Below are 17632 nucleotides of genomic sequence, written 5' to 3' on the forward strand. Positions count from 1 at the left end.
TCATGGGCCGTATCGGAAAAATCGCGCGTCGCACCTTTCTTGTGGGCTCAGCCGCCGTCGTCGGTGGCGTCGCTTTTGGCTACTATGCCTACAAGCGCCCCATTTCGAACCCGCTTCTGAATGATCTGGCCGAGGGCGAGGCGGCGCTGACGCCCTACGTCAAGATCGACAGCACAGGCATCACGCTCATTACCCCGCGTGCCGACAGCGGGCAGGGGGCATACCACGTGCAGGCCGCCCTGATTGCAGAGGAATTGGATGTCGAGCTGGATCAGGTCAGTGTCGATCCCGGTATGCCTGACCCCGCCTATTACAACACGGCTTTGAGCGCCGAGGCGGCGCCCTTCCGATCCACCGATGATGGGTTTGCTGCTGACACGACACGCGGGATCATGGATGCGATGATGAAGTTCATGGGTATGCAGATCACAGGCGGTTCGACCACCGTGCCCGACAGCTTTGAAAAGCTGCGCCTTGCAGGGGCCGTGGCGCGTGAAACGTTGAAGGCCGCAGCCGCCGAACAGACGGGTGCGGATGTCTCTGACCTCAAAACTGAAAAAGGCGCGGTGATCCTGCCCGGTGGTGGAACGATTGCCTACATGGAACTCGCGGCCACGGCAGCGACCATGGACCCGGTCAACGATGTGACTTTGCGCGATCCCTCCACCTGGCGGCTGGTTGGGAAAGAGATGGAGCGCGTTGATATTCTTGCCAAATCCACCGGAACACAGCGCTATGGTATCGATTTCGAAATGGATGGCATGGTGCATGCGTCGGTTCGTACCAGCCCCCGCAGGGGGATCATGAACGGCTTTGACGCAGAGGCTGCACGCGAGATGCGGGGCGTCATCGACGTGGTGCAGGTGACGGACGGTGTGGCCGTCGTGGCCGACAACACATGGCGCGCCATTCAGGCCGTGAACGCGATTGATGTCGATTGGGGACCAGCCCCGTATCCGGCAGAGCAGGCAGAGCATTGGCAGACCCTGTCCGACAGCTTCACCTCGGACCATCAGGACAGCCGCTTCCGTGATGACGGAGACGTGGACGCTGTATTGGAAGGCGCCGAGGTGATCGAGGCCGAGTACCGCGCACCCTACCTTGCCCACGCGCCGTTGGAGCCGATCTCTGCCGTCGTGCAGGTCACGGACGACCGTGCGGATGTGTGGACCGGCACCCAGATCCCGCGCTTTGTGCAAACCAACGTGGCGAAGTTGACCGGCTTGGACACGGATCAGGTCTTTGTCCATGTGCTGATGATGGGCGGCAGCTTTGGTCACCGTCTTGAGGACCGGGTCGTGCGCGAAGCCACTGAAATTGCAATGCAAATGAAGGGTGCGCCCGTTAAGCTGACTTATAGCCGCGAAGAGGACACCGTCCAGAACGACACCCGCCAGATCGCCATGGCACGCGGGCGTGGTGCGGTGCGTGATGGCACGGTCGAGGCCTATGATCTGGGCATCGCCATGCCCTCTGTTGTGGCCAGCCAGATGGGACGGCAGGGTCTGCCTGTCCCGGGCCCCGACCTGCAAATCGTCGCTGGCGCGTGGGAGCAACCCATGCAGATCCCCAACTACCGCGTCACCGGCTACCGCGCGCCTGAACTTGCGCCGGTCTCAAGCTGGCGGTCGGTGGGAGCGTCGACCAACGGGTTCTTCCATGACGTCTTTCTGGACGAGCTGATCCATGCCGCGGGTGCCGATCCGATGGAGGAGCGGATGCGGCTGTGTTGGCACGATCCGTCTCGCAAGACCCTGGAAGCCGTCGCTGAAATGTCCAATTGGGGCAATGACTTGGGGCCGAACAAGGGGCGTGGCGTTGCCTTTTGCATGTCCTTTGGCGTCCCTACCGCAGAAGTGGTCGAAGTCACAAACATGGACGGCGCGATCAAGATCGACAAGGTCTGGGTGGCTGCCGAGGTTGGCCGCGTGATCGACCCGATCAACTTTGAAAACATGGTGCAAGGCGGCATCGTCTGGGCGTTGGGCCATGCCATGAACTCCGAGATCACGATCGCAGACGGCATGGCGGAGCAGCGGAATTATTATGATTTCGAAGGCATGCGCCTGTCGCAAGCGCCGGAGATTTTCGTGCGCGGGCTGGAGAATGGCGACACCGTGCGTGGCATGGGTGAGCCTATGGTTCCGCCGGCTGCTGCGGCGCTGTCCAACGCAATCTTTGCGGCGACCGGGCAGCGGATTCGTGAGATGCCTATGAACAAACATATCGATTTTGTTTGAGCCGCGGGGCGCACCGGTAGGTGCGCCTTACAGATGAAAAGAAGGTTAAAGGCGCAGGTTTACCTGCGCCTTACTTTTTGGATTGTCCCCGCGGGGACAGATTTTGTATACATATTGTATGCAATCTGAGTCGTCGCCTAAATCCAACGCCTATGACGCGCTTGTCGCCGGTATCCTGACACTGGATCTGGCGCCCGGTACCGATCTGGATGAAGCCCGTCTGTGCGCTGAGCACGGCCTGTCCCGCACGCCGATGCGCGAAGTGCTGCGGCAGCTGGCAGGCGAGGGATATGTCACCCTGCGCCAGAACCGGGGGGCGCAGGTGTCGGAGATGTCCCATGCCTCCCTCCGCGCTTTTTTCATCGCAGCCCCTATGATCTATGCAGCCATCCTGCAGCTCGCAACCGAGAACCGGACCCCCGCACAGGTCGTTGAGCTGGCCGAAGCGCAGGACATATTCATCCGCGCGCTGCGCAATGGCTCGACGGCAGATCGGGCGCTGGCCAATGACCGGTTTCACCGCATCACGGGCGAGATGGCGGACAACCCGTTCCTGTTGCCCAGCTTCAACCGGCTGCTGCTGGATCATGCGCGCATTTCGATGACGTTCTACGCTCCGCGCACCGACGCTGACAAAAACACCATCAAAACCGCTCGCGACCATCACGAACAGATCATCGAGGCAATCGACGCACGCGATGCCGCGCGGGCCGGAGAGCTGGCGCAAGCCCATTGGGCGCTGTCACGCGACCGGATCGCTCAGTTTGTCATGCCCGGCGGCCTTGATCTGCCGCTGGGCCCACCCCCACAGGAGGCGCGCCTATGACGCCCATCATGGAGTTCAACGGGATTTATACCCCTGTTGTCACCCCTTTTAATGCGGATTACTCGCCGGATTTCGGGGCGCTGGATGCAGTTCTTGAGCGACTGATCGCGGCAGGTGTGCACGGCCTCATTTCGGGCGGATCAACGGGCGAGAATTACGCCATGACCGTTGCCGAACGGCTTGAGGTGGCAGAGCGGACGATCAGGATCGTGGCGGGCCGGGTGCCAATGATCATGGGTACAGGCGCGATGCTGCCCGCCGACATGATGGCGCTGGCACAGGGCGGCAAGGGTATGGGTGCCAATGCGCTGCTGGTGGCCACGCCGCCCTATGCCGTGCCGACCGAGCGGGAAAACGCGCTGGCCGCCCTTGCCATCGACAAGGCCGTCGATCTGCCCATCATGCTTTACAACTATCCGGGACGGATGGGTGTGAGTATGGGTGAGGAATTCCTCGACCGCGTAGGCCGGTCCCGGAATTTCTGTGCGATCAAGGAAAGTTCGGGCGATATCAATCGGGTGCACCTGCTGGCGCGGGATTACCCGCATATCCAGATGTCCTGTGGCATGGACGATCAGGCGCTGGAATTCTTTGCCTGGGGGGCAAAAAGCTGGGTCTGTGGCGGATCGAACTTCCTGCCTGATGAGCATGTCGCGCTGTGGCGCGCTTGCGTGGTCGAAGGGAATTTTGACAAGGGCCGCCGCATCATGTCGGCGATGATGCCGCTGATGCGGGTGCTGGAGCAGGGTGGCAAGTTCGTGCAATGCATCAAGTACGGTGTGACGTTCCAGGGCATTGAGACGGGTGCGATCCGGCCGCCGCTCAAGGCGTTGAACAAAGATGACAAGCGGGCGCTGGAACAGGTGGTCCGCGTGCTGAAGACCACCATCGCGCAGATCGAGGCGGAGGGATAATCCATGCTGACGACAGAAGAATACAAGGCCATCGCCGCAGATCTGACACCTGCCACAAGCGCTTTTATCGACGGTGGGTTTCGGCCCGCTGCGTCAGGCAAGACTTTTGATAGCGTGAACCCTGCGACGGGGGATGTGATTGCGAAAGTGTCGGCCTGCGGGGCGGAAGATGTGGATTTTGCCGTGCTCAAAGCACGCGAGGCGTTTGAGGACGGGCGCTGGTCGCGGTTGCACCCGAGTGATCGCAAGGATGTGTTGATCCGGTTGTGCAAGCTGATGACCCGGAACGCTCGTGAACTGGCCGTGCTGGAGAGTGTGGACAGTGGTAAGACGATCTTCGATTGCGAGACTGTCGATGTGCCCGAGGCCATTCATTGCATCAAGTGGCATGCGGAAGCCATCGACAAGATTTACGATTCGGTTGCGCCCGCTTCGGATGATCACATTGCCATGGTGGTGCGCGAGCCCGTGGGCGTTGTCGGGTTGGTTTTGCCGTGGAACTTCCCGCTGTTGATGATGGCGTGGAAGATCGGGCCTGCTTTGGCTTCTGGCTGTTCCGTGGTGCTGAAACCTGCCGAGGAGACATCGCTGACTGCGCTGCGGCTCGCGGAGTTGGCCATGGAGGCTGGGGTGCCGCGCGGTGTGTTGAACGTTGTGCCGGGGCACGGGCCGGATGTGGGGGAACCGATTGGCCGCCATATGGATATCGACATGGTCAGCTTTACCGGGTCGACTGAGACGGGCATGAAGTTCTTGACCTATGCCGCCGAGTCCAATGCAAAAGAGGTTGTGTTGGAGATGGGCGGCAAGAACCCCTGTGTCGTCATGGACGATGCCGAAAACCTTGACCGTGTGGCGCAGCACATCGTCAACGGCGCGTTCTGGAACATGGGTGAAAACTGTTCCGCAATCTCTCGCCTGATCGTGCACGAGGATGTGCGAGAGGACCTGCTGGCGCGGATCGAAGCCCATATGCGCCATTTGCCCGTGGGTGATCCGCTGGACCCTGAGACGCGGCAAGGGGCGCTGGTGAGTGGTTCGCATTTTGATAAAGTCTGTGGATATGTGGAAAAAGCCGGGGATATCCTTGTGGGTGGTTCTGTGAATAAACCCTTTGTCTCTCCAACCGTTGTCTCAGCTTCGTCGGACAATCCGCTGGCGCGAGACGAGATTTTCGGCCCGGTGTTGGCGGTGATCCCAGTGGCGTCGTTTGACGAGGCTATGGCGGTTGCCAATGACACGCCCTATGGTTTGTGTGCGTCCCTGTTCACCTCCAACGCCAAGCGCGCCCTGCGCGGGGCACGGATGTTGCGGGCGGGGACCGTGACGGTCAATGCTTATGGAGAGGGTGACATTGCGACACCGTTCGGGGGCATGAAGATGTCGGGCTTTGGTGGGCGCGACAACGGGGTGCAGGCCCATGATCAATACACCCAGATCAAGACCATTTGGGTGGATCTGTCCGATGATGCAGACGAGGCCGTGGAATGAGATATGCCGCGCGCCGCTTGCCGCGGCATCGCGGCCCAGCAGGTTGGGCGGAGATATTGGGGCCGGGGCCGTCCTTTCCCCGGCTTGAGACGCAGGTGACGGCGGATGTGGCCGTTGTGGGCGCTGGTTTCGCAGGACTGTCTGCGGCGCGGCGCGTGTTGCAGCACTGGCCACAGGCGCGGGTTGTTGTGTTGGATGCGTGGCGCGTCGCAGATGGTGCGGCGGGGCGCAATTCCGGTTTCATGATTGATCTGCCGCATGATCTTGCGTCCGAAGACTATGCGGGTGCCGGGGATGACCGTATGCTGACCCGGTTGAACCGCGCGGCTATTGCATTTGCCCGCGACGCGGTGGCCGATTACGACATTTCGCTGGACTATTTCGATCCTGCGGGCAAGGTGAATGGTGCAGCGACAGAAGCGGGCGATGCGCATAACCGCAGTTACGCCAAGCACCTTGAGGGGTTGGGAGAGCCCCATGAGTGGTTGGATGCCCCGGCAATGAAGGAGTTGACCGGCTCCGCGCATTATCGGTCGGGTCTGTACACGCCGGGCACCGTCATGTTGCAGCCTGCGGGCTACGTGCGTGGGTTGGCAGCCGGTCTGGCCCGCGGGGCGGAGGTGTATGACCGCAGCCCGGTTCTGCGTTTTGAACGTGCGGGGCGGGATTGGGTGCTGCGGGCGCCGAAGGGGTCAGTCACGGCTGAGCGTGTGATCCTTGCCGTGAACGGGCATTTGGAGAGCTTTGGCGTGGCGCGGGGGCGGTTGGTGCAGTTGTTCCTGTTTGCCTCCATGACCGAGGATTTGGATCCGCAGGTGGTGGGCGGTGCGCCCCGTTGGGGGGTGACGCCGTCCGATCCCATGGGCACAACGGTGCGCCGGATCGATACGGGGCAGGGTGGGCACCGGATTGTCACCCGAAACTGCGCGGCGGTGCGGCCTGGAATGCACCCGACGGACCGCGACATGGGGCGGGCGGCCCGTGCCCACGCGCGCGCCTTTGCTGCGCGGTTCCCGCATTTGACGGGTGTGCGTCAGGCCCAGGTGTGGGGTGGGCATTTGTGCCTGTCTCTGAACGGTGTAGCCCATGCACGTGAGATCGAGCAGGGGCTGTTCAGTGCTTGTGTGCAGAACGGATTGGGCACGGCGCGGGGCACGTTGACGGGCATCGCGGCGGCGGATCGGTGCTGTGGTCAGCCGTCTGAGATTGCGGATTATTTTGAAGCGGAAGCAGAGCCCAAGCGCCTGCCGCCGCAGCCTTTTGCGACGCTTGGTGCGAACGCTTATTTGCGGTGGAAGGAGTGGCGGGCAGGCGGAGAATAGCGTAAAATCAACTTTATGGGGCTCTCACGCACAGATTTTGCGGTCAAAATATCTAAAAAGAGACAAACCAGCATTTTACTCACAATTCCTTCGCATATCAGTAGTCCTGGTTCAAAGCGTCTGCGGCCGGTATCTCATGCTCCCGTCTTGCGATGTAGTCGTGCAGCGCTTCATCTACGGCCTCATCCAATCTTGGCTCCTCATAGGTTGCCAAAAGGTTGACGGCGTGTGCCAGGGCGCGTTCCGTGATCTCTTTTGATCCTTCGGCCTGCCACTGCTCGATCGAGTTGTTGTCGAACAATTCCGGCATGAAAAACGCCGTCTGAAAGTTCTCTTGCGTGTGCGGGTGGCCCAGATAATGCCCCCCCGGGCCCACGTCGGGCACCGCGGCAACGGCGGTTTCGAAATCATCCCATTTCAGACCTTCGGCCATGCGGTAGGCCATGGCGCATTGTTCGGCGTCCACGATGAATTTGGCGACCGAGCAATGCATGCCCGCCTCGTTCCAGCCTGCGGAATGCCAAATATAGTTGGCCCCGGCATGCATCACGGCGGAGAGGGTCGTGGCGCTTTCGTAGCCTGCCTGTGCGTCGAATGTTTTGGCCCCACCCAGCGTGTTCGAGGTGCGCCACGGCACGCCATAGTACCGGGCCATCTGGCCGATCATGAAGTTCATCATGGAAATCTCGGGCGTGCCGGCCATCGGCGCGCCTGACTTCATCGACACGGTGGACAGGTAGTGGCCATAGATCGCGGGCGCACTGCGCCGGATCACCTGAGTGTAGGCGAGGGCCGAAAGTGCCTCTGCATTCAATTGCGCAACCGATGCGGCGACCGAGGCCGGGGTATTGGCCCCGCCCAGCACGAAGGGCGAACACAGAACCGGTTGATTGCGCTTGGAAAATGCCCGCATGGCCCCCAGCATGGTTTCGTCCCAGACAAGGGGTGAGTTGCCGTTGCAATTGCCCGTCGTGACCGGGTGATCCTCCATGAAGTCCTCGCCAAAGAGGATCGCGCACATCTCCATCACATCCTCGGCGTTTTTGGGGCTGGTGGTCATGCCCATGAACGTCTTGTCCGAGTGTTTCATGGACGAATAGGTGATGCGCAGATGCCGGTGGCTGATCGGGTGATCGTAGGGTTCGACGATATGGTGGGCGGATGAATGCAGGCTGGGCATCATGTGGCTGAGCTTGTGAAACATCGCCAGATCGTCGAGAGTTGGATTGCGCCGCACGTCCTCAAGATCGCGCAGGAACGGCGCGCCGGTCATGGGCACAAAGATGCTGTGCCGCCCGCCAAGACGCACGTTCTTTTGAGGGTCGCGGGCGTGATAGGTGAAGTCCGACGGGATCGTCGAGATCAGGTCGCGGACAAGGCCACGGTCAAGATAGACGGTTTCGCCCACCACTTTGGCCCCGGCAGCTTTCCAGTCGGCCAGCGCGATGTCATCACGGAACACGACGCCTACGTTTTCGAGGATATCCATGGAAGCGGCATCGATCCGTTCCACCTGTGACCCATCCATGATCTCGCACCAGGGCAGGGTGTTCCTGAGCCCGGGGAGCATGGTGACATTGGGTGCTGAGCGCAGCGCGCGCCGGCTGGCGCGACCACCGGATCGGGTGCGGATCTGTGACATGGCTTGCCTCCCTCTGGGTCTTGGGGAGAGTGAACCGTGTCATGGCGGTCTGCGTCGACCCGCATGCGAACCGACTGGCCTGAGAGCGACGTTCTGGGTTCTGAGGGGAGTTCGTTGGCGCAGGAGCGGTTGTCTCAACGCCTGATGACGTTGGTTTTAGAGATAGGAATGCAGGGTATTTCGTTGGTGTCGGATGTGCGGTTTGAGCCCATTCGACAATTGCTGCGGATGTAACGAATGTCAGCCTTTGCGTTCGTCGATGACTGAACCATCAAACCTTGGTTTCCGTGCTTGGAGTGCTAATCGACCCGTACGCGCGCATGATTGGTACTGTGTTTGGTGGTGTTTTGCAGCCAGCGTTCATAGGTCACACCGTGTTTTTCCAATGCCTTGAACACACGATCAGGATAAATTCCAACGGTTTCACGATCAAATGACAACCCGCGCCCATCGGTCAAACGCAGTTCGTAGAATTCATCGAGTTCTGTGTATTCACCGTCGCTGTCGATGGCTGTTTTGAACGTCTTGACCTGTATGGCGGTCGCGATATCGGCCAATGCGATATCTAGCGGAAGTCCCATGGAGGGTATACCCGATTCCCACCGCAGCCTGCCGTTGCCGATGGTTGCCCGCCATGCACGTTTAGACTGGAAAATCCGCCAGATCCTGCGGGAGCTAAAAATCGCCCATCCTAAGCCAGCCACGCCAAAAACGGCAAACATCAGCTTGGAAAAGGGATTAATGTGACCTGCCCAGTGGATGTCGACCACATAAATCAGAGGCCAAACGAGGGCGATGCAACAGAAAATGATTTCATGGCTAGCAACGCGAAACCGAGATGGTTGGATCGTGATTGGTTCTTTCATGCAGGCATTGTATACCGGAACTGGACCGCAATTATGACATGTATACAGTTGTTGCACCACGCCAACAAAGCCGACTTTGCAGGATGAGCTCAACAACTGCGAGCTGCCATTGGTCGAAGACTACCAAAAGGCAGCCTAGTCCGCTCTGCCGACCATAGACATTAGATGGGCTAAGGTCCGCAAAGAGCCCAAAGTGCCGAATGCTGCGCTACTGACCAATGGCTGTTCTTGGGTTCGTAAGAACCAAAACGACCACCGCGTTCCTCGCCGCCCCGAAGGCGATGCCAACGTTGAAGGCTGAGACATTCAAGGCCAATGCCGTTGAACCATTGAGGCCTACGGCTTCCAGTATACGGGTCTGAACAATAGTCTCGAGTTTCCAGCCGGTCGGCGCCCAAATTGCCAGCAGGACCATTGTTGCGATGAAGGAACCACCAAACAGCTACAGCACGATCATAGATGCCCCCATTGGGGCAATGCTGAACCATAGTATGATGCACAGTGAGGTATCTTCGATCTGCTCTTGGCTATCCAAAGAGCTAACGCCGAACAATCGTTTTCAACTTCGTTTGGCTCTTTGAATTTCGTCATAGCGCGCTTCGTAATCATCCAACTCGGTTTTCATCATGCGGTCCCAGAGCCGAAAGTGGACCCCGTAGTTCCCTTTGAATTTTGTGTGGTGCAGATTGTGATAGGTGCTTGAAGTCAGAAACCGCAGGGGGCTTGTGTTCAAGCGTCGTGGATAGAGTTCGTATCCCAGGTGGGACTTCAGATTGTCCAGGGACCCATAGACTTGCAGGAGCATCAGAGCCGGAGCGTAAAGCGGGAAGATCAGTGAAACCGGCACGATCCAAAGGGTCAGCAAGACAGGCTCCGCCCAGTGAAAGGACAGCGATGTCAGCGGGTTCACGTCCAGGCTTTTGTGATGCTCATGATGGATGCGGTGATAGATCGCCGGGTGATGCAGGGCGCGGTGCATCCAGTAGAACCACGCGTCATCCATGATCAGCAACACCGGAAAAGTGAGCAAGGCGATCAACCAGTGATGCTCTGAGATGCCAAGGTAAATCCGCGTGTGTCCCATGGTGCCGAGATAGGTCAGCACCGCCGCAAATATTGCGTTCACGCACAGGACGTAAAAGCTGTTCTTCAGCTCACGCCGAAACTGAGTCGCGTTGGCGCGGCGCACGATCTGGATGCGCCAGTTTCTCAACCGATCCGCGAGCAGATGCCAGAACACGTAATATGCCGATGCAACCAACGGCACATTGATGGTCATAGCCAACAAAAAGCTGTTTGGGATGCGCGCGGCTACATCCAAAAGCGCGTCGATAACTGGCTGCATTGGCCTGTCTTTTGCTTCGGTCAGCGCGTCAGGATCAGAACGGTTCCGTCGCTTGCCTCGGCCCGATATCCACCTTGGACGGGTTGCAAGGCCATGCAGCGTTCACCACCGCCCGGCAATCCGTTCAGGCACAGCGCGCCATCGGCATCGCGCCACGCAACCTTGCGCGACATGATCCCCATTTTCATTCGGCCGGTCCCATCCGGTGCAAGGGTCATGGTCATGGACCGGCCTTCGCCATTATCAGCGTTCCAGGGCTGGCCATCTGCCAGCCTGGCGACATCGGCGTGGGCCAATGTGACCAGTGACAGTACCGCGAGCGTCAAGGGAAGTATGAAAAGTGTCGTGCGTTTCATCTCTGGGTCCTTTCGGTTGCAGTGGAAGGAACAGCTCGCATCAAAACACCAAGACACGTGCTGCGTAGGTGCCCGATAGGGCAGCGATGATCAGAAGCGCGACGATGATCCACACCTCGGGTCTGCCCATTCGGGGTCTTGGGGGTGGTTCATCGGTCATGCGCCATCGCGTCGCGTTTTGAGGGTCAGGGTTGCCCTGAGCCCACGTGGTGTGTTTGCCGCGAGCTCCAATGCGCCGGATTGGCGCGCCATCAGATCACTTGCGATGGCAAGGCCAAGTCCAAAGCCAGTTTTGTCGCCCGTGTCCCCTGCTGCCACGGTCGGCAGCCGGTTAAAGGGTTGCTGTACGAATGAGATAAGGTGGTCAGGGATGCCAGGGCCAGTGTCCGTGATAACGATCTGCGCAGTGGAAGACGTTGGATTACTTTCCACCGCAACCTCGGCAGCTTCTGCATGCGTCACTGCATTGTTCAGAATGTTGTCTAGCGCCCGTATCGTCAGTTTCAGATCACCAACTGCGACAACGCGAGCCCCGCTGGACATAATGACGTCGTGACCCTGATCCCGCATAGCATCGACTGCCGTCTGGCAAAGCGCTGTCAGATCAATGTTTTGCAGGTCAACCTGTTGTTGATCGTCGCGCATGAATCGCAAGGCATCGTCGATCATATTTTCCAGCACCGATAAGTCCCGATCCACCGGCGCTTTCGCTGCGCCTAAGTTGGCTGTTTCAAGGCGCAGACGCAGGCGGGTCAGCGGTGTGCGCATGTCATGCCCAATGGAGGCGAGCGTGTTGGCGCGGTCGTCAATTAGCCTGCGTAGCTTGTTCTGCATGCGATTGAAGGCGACGATGGCCCGCCGCACTTCCAGTGCGCCTTCCACCGCCATGTCAGGCGCTTGAATGTCGCGAGCAAAGGCGTTCGTAGCCGCCGAAAGGCGGGCAATGGGGGCAACCAACCATGCCCCAGCCCATACCGACAGGAGCATTAAGGGCAATGCGAGGAGGCTGAGCGCCAGAATGGAGGCAACACGGGGAAGCGTGCGGGTGATAACGTTGGGCCGAGGCGTGAAGATCAGCCACCGCCCATCCGGGGCCCTGCTGGCCAGTCCGAAGGGCTGAACCCGCGGAGCGGGCGGCCACTCTGCATTGTCCGGTAGGGCGAAGGCCATGACACTTGCAATGGACCCCGCCCCCATCGCCTCGGACACGACGGCGTCAACATCCGGCACGGTGGCTTCAAGCGGGGCCTGGTCAACAAGGGTGAAACGGCGATCTTGATCGACCAACACATCCAGCTTGTCGGGGTCGTCGCCCAATACACGCAATACGCTCAGCATCGGATCGGACAGATCCAGAATGACTTCGGACTTACGACCAAGTTCGCTGGACAGAAACAGCATGAAACCAAAGGTCACGGTATGGGCAAGAAGTTGCGTGCCAACCAACAGCGCTCCGATCTGCGCTCTGATCCCAAGCGTTCCAATCCAATGGCGCAGTCGTTCGATCACGGCATGATCTCCTGCACTTTGGGGGCAAAGACATACCCGCCATTGCGCACTGTCTTGATGATGGTCGGGTGCGTGGGGTCGGTTTCGGTCTTCTGTCGAATGCGGCTGATCAGCGTATCGACGCTGCGATCATAGGGTTCGACCTGACGCTGCTGGGTCATTAGGACCAATTTGTCACGGCTCAGGATTTGACCGGCGTGCTCGCACAGGACGCGCAGCAGATCGAACTCGGCGCTGGTCAGCAAGACCAGTGATCCATCCGGTGCCCGAAAGTCGCGCGACCGGGTGTCGAGCCGCCAGCCGTCAAACTCCAGATATACGTCGCGCGCTAGTTTTGGTGACGCCGCAGCCCGGCGCAACACCGCTTCGATCCGGGCCAGAAGTTCCTGAGAATTGAACGGCTTTGATACGTAATCATCCGCGCCAAGGCGCAGGGCGTTGACCTTGTCCCCGGTTTCGCTCAGGGCCGTCAGCATGATCACGGGCGTGGTGCGGTTGAGGCGGATTTGGCGTATGATATCAATACCGTCGTCCCCGGGCAGCATGATGTCGAGCAGCACCAGATCGGGCGGGTCATGCGCAAAGGTGATGTGCACCTCGTCCGAGGTCATGACAGCAGACACATGATATCCGGCATGACCAAGGGCTTTGCCGACCATGTCTGCAATCTCGGCATCGTCCTCTACAATCAGGATATGTTTTTGATCTTGTGCCATGGCCTGTCATTTCAGTGTTTTCTTGAACTGGACCACGTTTTGCTGCGTGTTTCACCGTCGGCTCTGTGACGATTTGTGGCCCGCATGGGTGTCGGTTAGATCGTTTTGGGCAGATTGCCCCACAAAGCACCGCGTGCCGCCCGGTCGTAACCATGTGCAAAGAGCTGTTGCATGTATTGCTGGTTGAACCGTGCGCTTGGATCGAACGTGATGCCGGAATCCTGAGCGATGGACGCCACCGAAAGATCAAGGTCACTTTGCTTGGAAAACAGGCGCGCGGATCGCACTGTTTCAGCCGCACTTGAGCGGATCATCGTGGTGAGTGCGCGTTGAGAAATCGACATGACGTTGCGCGCGACGGGTTGGGGGGATGGATCAAGCGTGTTGTTGATCACGACATAGAGGTGGCCGCCATCTCCGCGACGCGTGGGACCTGAAAACGCAGCGGGCGGTACGGCCAGAAGCTGCATGTTCACGCCGCCGTCGATATGGGTTTCGCGGACAGTACGGCCTTCGGTTGTGTATTGAAGCGTGACCGGCGGAAACAGGCCGGGCAGCGCGGACGAGGCGCGCATCACCTCACGGAACAACTCATGCTGCCCATCAGATGCGAGTGCGCCCATGTTCCAGACCGTGCCTTTCCCCGTGTCCAGATTGGATGTGACCACAAACAGGCGTGCCCCGTCTGCGTGACGCGCGGCGACGGCGTTCAACACGTCGGCAGAGGTGTATTTGGCAATCAGGTTTGCCATCGGTTTCACATCATAGAGCGAGTCGTTCAGCAGTCCACGCAACCCCCGCAAGCGCAAGATGTCATTGGGGCCGTGCTGGGTAAAAATCTCTTTCAACGCGGCATCGTGTTCCGGCCCGGAAAAGGCAAAGGGCGCGATCAGGGCTCCTGTCGAAATGCCCGTAACCAAGTCAAACTCGGGCCTGCTGCCATGCGAGGTCCAGCCATTCAGGGCACCTGCGCCAAATGCGCCATCCTCTCCGCCCCCTGACAGCGCAAGCATGTTAGGACCGCCGCGCATCCGCGACGGGTCGAGGTGACGCATCCATGCGTCTGCATCGTCCGAGGCTGAGAGTCGAAAGCGGACGAGCGGATCGGGCGCGTTTGGGTCGGGCAGCTCATCAAGGCTCGGCACTTGGCCCGCGCAGGCCGTTACTGAAAGCACGGATGCGCCAAGGAACAGCGTGCGACGATCCAACAATGACACGGGATGATCATAGTTGGTCATCGCATTAGCTCTTGGTCAATTCGACAAGTTGCAAGGGCTTGCTGGGCTGGACGACATCCTTGACCACCCGGCCTTCCTCCAGCGTTATGATGCGGTCCGCCATCTCAAGAATGCGGTTGTCATGTGTGACCATGACCGTAGTGGTGTTGCGTTGGACGCCAAGCGCCTTGAGCATTTCCACGACGGTGCGACCCGACACCTTGTCCAGTGCTGCGGTCGGTTCATCGGCAAAGACGATCTTGGGATTTGAGACAAGTGCCCGTGCAATCGCAACCCGCTGCTTTTGCCCACCGGACAGGTTGCCCGGCAGATAGTCGCGGCGATCATCGAGGCCAACCAACCCAAGGATGTGATGGGCTGCGGCGAGTTGTTTGACAGGATCACCGCGCCCGTGCACTTGCAGCCCCATCATGACGTTTTGGGTCGCGGTCAGGCTTTCATGCAGATTGTGCGCCTGAAAGATGAACCCCAGCTTGCGCCGCAATGCGACCAGTTGTTTTTCCGGCGCACCGTTGAGTTCGGTGCCCAGCAGTCTGACGCTGCCATCCTTGACGTCGCGCAGGCACCCCATCAGCGTCAGGAGGGTGGTCTTGCCGGATCCGGATGGCCCCATCAAAACCGTCAGCTTGCCGGGTGCTATTTCCAGGTTCACGTCCCAGATGGCCTGTTTGCGCGCCTCGCCCGCGCCGAAGAAATGGTCGAGGCCGGAGGTGATGATGGGGGCGTTGTCCGTCATCAGAACAGGTCCGCCGGATCAGCGCCCGCCAGCCGCCGGGTCGCAATCGCACCCGAGAGGCAGCACGCAACAAGGGTGCCGACAAAGACGGACAGGATGCGGGTGATCTCCATTTCCACGGGAAGCCCGGTAGCCGCACTCATCCCCATGTACAGGAGCATGGAAATGAACAAGCCCGGAATGAAGCCAAAGACGGCCAGCACAAGCGCCTCTTCGAATACGATCCCAAGGAAAAATGGTTGCCCATAGCCCATCGCTTTGAACGTCGCATACTCGCTGAGGTGATCCGCCACGTCGGTCGACAACACCTGATAGACGATCACGATGCCGACGATGATCCCGATCAGCACGCCAAAGCCAAAGATGATGCCCGTGGGCCGTTCTGTCGTTTGGTAAGCCAGATCGGCATCGGCCGCCTCTTCCAGCGTTTGCACTTTGACCGCCTCGGCAGGCAGAACCGTGCGCAGACGGGTGACAACATCGTCAGGAGCCGCGCCGTCCGTCACTTTGAGCAGGATGTGATTGGGCGCGCCACTGCTGCGCCCGCTGAAGAACCGTAGAAACGTCTGGTCGGAGACGAACAAGGTGCCGTCAGCGGTGAACCCGCCGCCCATTGTCAACGTCCCCACGGCTGTCAGGGTCTTGCCGTTGATCTCGAACGCGAAGGGTTGGCCCGCGCGTAATCCGTCAAACGCATTTGATGGCACACCGCGCATGGCCGTGTCGATCAACGCAGTGTTTTCTGGGATCAGGCGGTCGAACTGTGCCGCGATGGTGCGGGTGACAAAGGCTTGCCCCTGTGTGTCGAGCGCGTAGGTTTCTAGGCTGGCCGTGCTGCCCCCATCCAATTGGAAGTCGAGAGAACCGATATAGAGCGGCGTGCCGGATGCGACACCGGCCACGCCCAACGCCTGAAACAGGCGACTGCGTGCGACATTGCTGCCATCGGTGAGGGTGTTGGCGTCTTCGGCAGAAATAATGATGTCAGCGTCAAAGAAGCTGTAGGGCGCGATTGTGGAGCTGTTGAGTGCGCCCAAGATACCCAACTGCATGAACACCAGAAGCGTGGCAAAGGCGACGCCCGCAAGGGCGGCCGCAAACCGGGCCTTGCTGTGCGACAGCTGTAACCATCCGATCGGAAGGCGTCCAAACATTCGTTGCAACAGCCTGCTCATTCGGATTGCGCCGTATCAATGCGCACGATGGTTTCAAGGTTGGTGTAACGCTTGGCCTTGTCCGAAGAGGCCGGGTCAAGCTTTATAATCACATCAACCACCCGCGCATCCGTATTGGCCGCAGGATCATCCGAGGTGATCGACTGGCGACCAATCTCCAACCCAATCGCCTGTACGGTGCCAGTCAATACGTCACCCAAGGCCGCCGCGGTCACTGTCACCGGATCACCAATAGACACGCGCCCGATCAGGGTCTGGTATACCTCGGCCTCGACCGTCATCTGCCCGATGTCGCCAAGGTTCAGGACGCCGTCGGTGTCCGGGCGTTCCCCCACCTGCACATTTATGTCGAGAACGGTGCCATCTTGCGGCGCGCGGACAATGCTGCGCTCAAGCTCCCGTTCAGCGCGGCGCAGATCGACCCGCGCGGCCTCAAGATTGGCTTCGGCCACGGCAATGTCGGCCTGCACCGAACCGGACAACGTATTGTACCGCGACAGCGTGGCGCGATTTCGTTCCACGTCGCGCGCGGCTTCGGTGGCCCGCGCAACCACCTCGTCGAAGTCAGCCCGGGTGGTGACGCCGCGATCCAGCAAGGACGTGGCCCGTTCCAATTCCGAGTCGGCCTGCTTTGCCGTTACCTCGGCACGCTCCAGATTGGCAGCCGCTTCCTCGCGGCTGGCGCGGACGGTTTCGCGGGACTGCATAAGGGTCGCTTCGCGGACCTTGACCGTGGCTGCGGCCATTTCAATGCCGCTTTCCAGATCGAGCCTGTTGTCGAGGATTGCCAACGTATCCCCTTGCGCAACGGTATCCCCGACTGCCACTTTCAGCGCATGAATGCGGGCGTCGCTGGCGCCGAATGGCGTGGCAATCCTGATCACATCGCCTGCAGGCAGGATGCGGCCCAACGCGACAATATCCCCTTCGCTGACAACGGCGACCTCTTCCTGCGTGCTGACCTTGGCAAGGGCAACGGCAATGGGCGTGTCCGTCCCGGCACCAGGCGTCAGCCCCGTGGTTTCAAAGAACGCGCGCAAGGCAGGCGGTTGGAAATACATGCCGATCACCCCGCCCGCAAACATTGACGCCAGCACCAGAGGCACCATCCGAAGCACAGGTTTGCGTGGCTGTGCCCGGGTGACGCGTTCTGGTGCTGACGCCTCAAGCCCATTATCCGTGAGTGGTAAATCAGGGGCTTGGGATCGATCAGGGTTGGCCATTTCTCGTCCTTGAGAATACTAATGACACATATG

Annotated in this window: 15 protein-coding genes; 5 read left to right on the top strand and 10 right to left on the bottom strand. The window is 59.7% G+C overall.

Annotated features, from left to right (window positions below; genetic code table 11):
• Nucleotides 1-2: 2 nt before the first annotated feature.
• The 5 genes from AC53L6_RS15805 (at nucleotide 3) to AC53L6_RS15825 (ending at nucleotide 6793) form a co-directional block, all read left to right on the top strand.
• Nucleotides 3-2240, top strand: a complete 2238-nt coding sequence (locus AC53L6_RS15805; protein ID WP_496908556.1) for a xanthine dehydrogenase family protein molybdopterin-binding subunit — start codon at nucleotides 3-5, stop codon at nucleotides 2238-2240.
• Nucleotides 2241-2358: 118 nt separating this feature from the next.
• Nucleotides 2359-3066: a GntR family transcriptional regulator gene (locus tag AC53L6_RS15810; protein ID WP_496908557.1), complete on the top strand. Its 708-nt coding sequence runs from the start codon at nucleotides 2359-2361 to the stop codon at nucleotides 3064-3066.
• Entirely contained in the window at nucleotides 3063-3980 is a 918-nt protein-coding gene (locus AC53L6_RS15815; RefSeq protein WP_496908558.1) for a dihydrodipicolinate synthase family protein, read from the top strand. The genes AC53L6_RS15810 and AC53L6_RS15815 overlap by 4 nt, the downstream gene beginning before the upstream one ends.
• Nucleotides 3981-3983: 3 nt before the next feature.
• Nucleotides 3984-5471, top strand: a complete 1488-nt coding sequence (locus AC53L6_RS15820) for an aldehyde dehydrogenase (RefSeq protein WP_496908559.1) — start codon at nucleotides 3984-3986, stop codon at nucleotides 5469-5471.
• On the top strand, nucleotides 5468-6793 hold the full coding sequence (locus AC53L6_RS15825; protein ID WP_496908560.1) for an NAD(P)/FAD-dependent oxidoreductase: 1326 nt from the start codon (nucleotides 5468-5470) through the stop codon (nucleotides 6791-6793). The genes AC53L6_RS15820 and AC53L6_RS15825 overlap by 4 nt, the downstream gene beginning before the upstream one ends.
• Before the next feature lie 97 nt (nucleotides 6794-6890).
• Here AC53L6_RS15825 and AC53L6_RS15830 read toward each other — a convergent pair whose 3' ends face one another.
• The 10 genes from AC53L6_RS15830 to AC53L6_RS15875 form a co-directional block, all read right to left on the bottom strand.
• Nucleotides 6891-8435 carry a trimethylamine methyltransferase family protein gene (locus AC53L6_RS15830; RefSeq protein WP_496908561.1) on the bottom strand — a complete coding sequence of 515 codons (1545 nt, stop codon included), beginning with the start codon at nucleotides 8433-8435 and terminating at the stop codon, nucleotides 6891-6893.
• 299 nt (nucleotides 8436-8734) lie between these two features.
• On the bottom strand, nucleotides 8735-9301 hold the full coding sequence (locus AC53L6_RS15835) for a hypothetical protein (protein ID WP_496908562.1): 567 nt from the start codon (nucleotides 9299-9301) through the stop codon (nucleotides 8735-8737).
• A gap of 559 nt (nucleotides 9302-9860) precedes the next feature.
• Complete coding sequence (locus AC53L6_RS15840; protein ID WP_496908563.1) at nucleotides 9861-10646, bottom strand: sterol desaturase family protein; 786 nt, start codon at nucleotides 10644-10646, stop codon at nucleotides 9861-9863.
• 20 nt (nucleotides 10647-10666) lie between these two features.
• On the bottom strand, nucleotides 10667-11002 hold the full coding sequence (locus tag AC53L6_RS15845) for a hypothetical protein (protein ID WP_496908564.1): 336 nt from the start codon (nucleotides 11000-11002) through the stop codon (nucleotides 10667-10669).
• A 156-nt stretch (nucleotides 11003-11158) separates the two neighbouring features.
• Nucleotides 11159-12511: a sensor histidine kinase gene (locus AC53L6_RS15850; protein WP_496908565.1), complete on the bottom strand. Its 1353-nt coding sequence runs from the start codon at nucleotides 12509-12511 to the stop codon at nucleotides 11159-11161.
• Nucleotides 12508-13227, bottom strand: a complete 720-nt coding sequence (locus AC53L6_RS15855) for a response regulator (protein ID WP_496908566.1) — start codon at nucleotides 13225-13227, stop codon at nucleotides 12508-12510. The genes AC53L6_RS15850 and AC53L6_RS15855 overlap by 4 nt, the downstream gene beginning before the upstream one ends.
• Nucleotides 13228-13322: 95 nt before the next feature.
• Complete coding sequence (locus AC53L6_RS15860; protein WP_496908567.1) at nucleotides 13323-14465, bottom strand: patatin-like phospholipase family protein; 1143 nt, start codon at nucleotides 14463-14465, stop codon at nucleotides 13323-13325.
• A 4-nt stretch (nucleotides 14466-14469) separates the two neighbouring features.
• Nucleotides 14470-15201 carry an ATP-binding cassette domain-containing protein gene (locus AC53L6_RS15865; RefSeq protein ID WP_496908568.1) on the bottom strand — a complete coding sequence of 244 codons (732 nt, stop codon included), beginning with the start codon at nucleotides 15199-15201 and terminating at the stop codon, nucleotides 14470-14472.
• Nucleotides 15201-16355, bottom strand: coding sequence for an ABC transporter permease DevC (devC, locus tag AC53L6_RS15870; RefSeq protein WP_496908569.1), 1155 nt, complete (start codon nucleotides 16353-16355; stop codon nucleotides 15201-15203). The genes AC53L6_RS15865 and devC overlap by 1 nt, the downstream gene beginning before the upstream one ends.
• 17 nt (nucleotides 16356-16372) lie before the next feature.
• The gene (locus AC53L6_RS15875; protein ID WP_496908570.1) at nucleotides 16373-17599 is read right to left on the bottom strand and encodes a hypothetical protein; all 1227 of its coding nucleotides are present in this window, start codon (nucleotides 17597-17599) and stop codon (nucleotides 16373-16375) included.
• Nucleotides 17600-17632 lie beyond the last annotated feature (33 nt).

Source organism: Tateyamaria sp. LSS28, assembly GCF_059611725.1.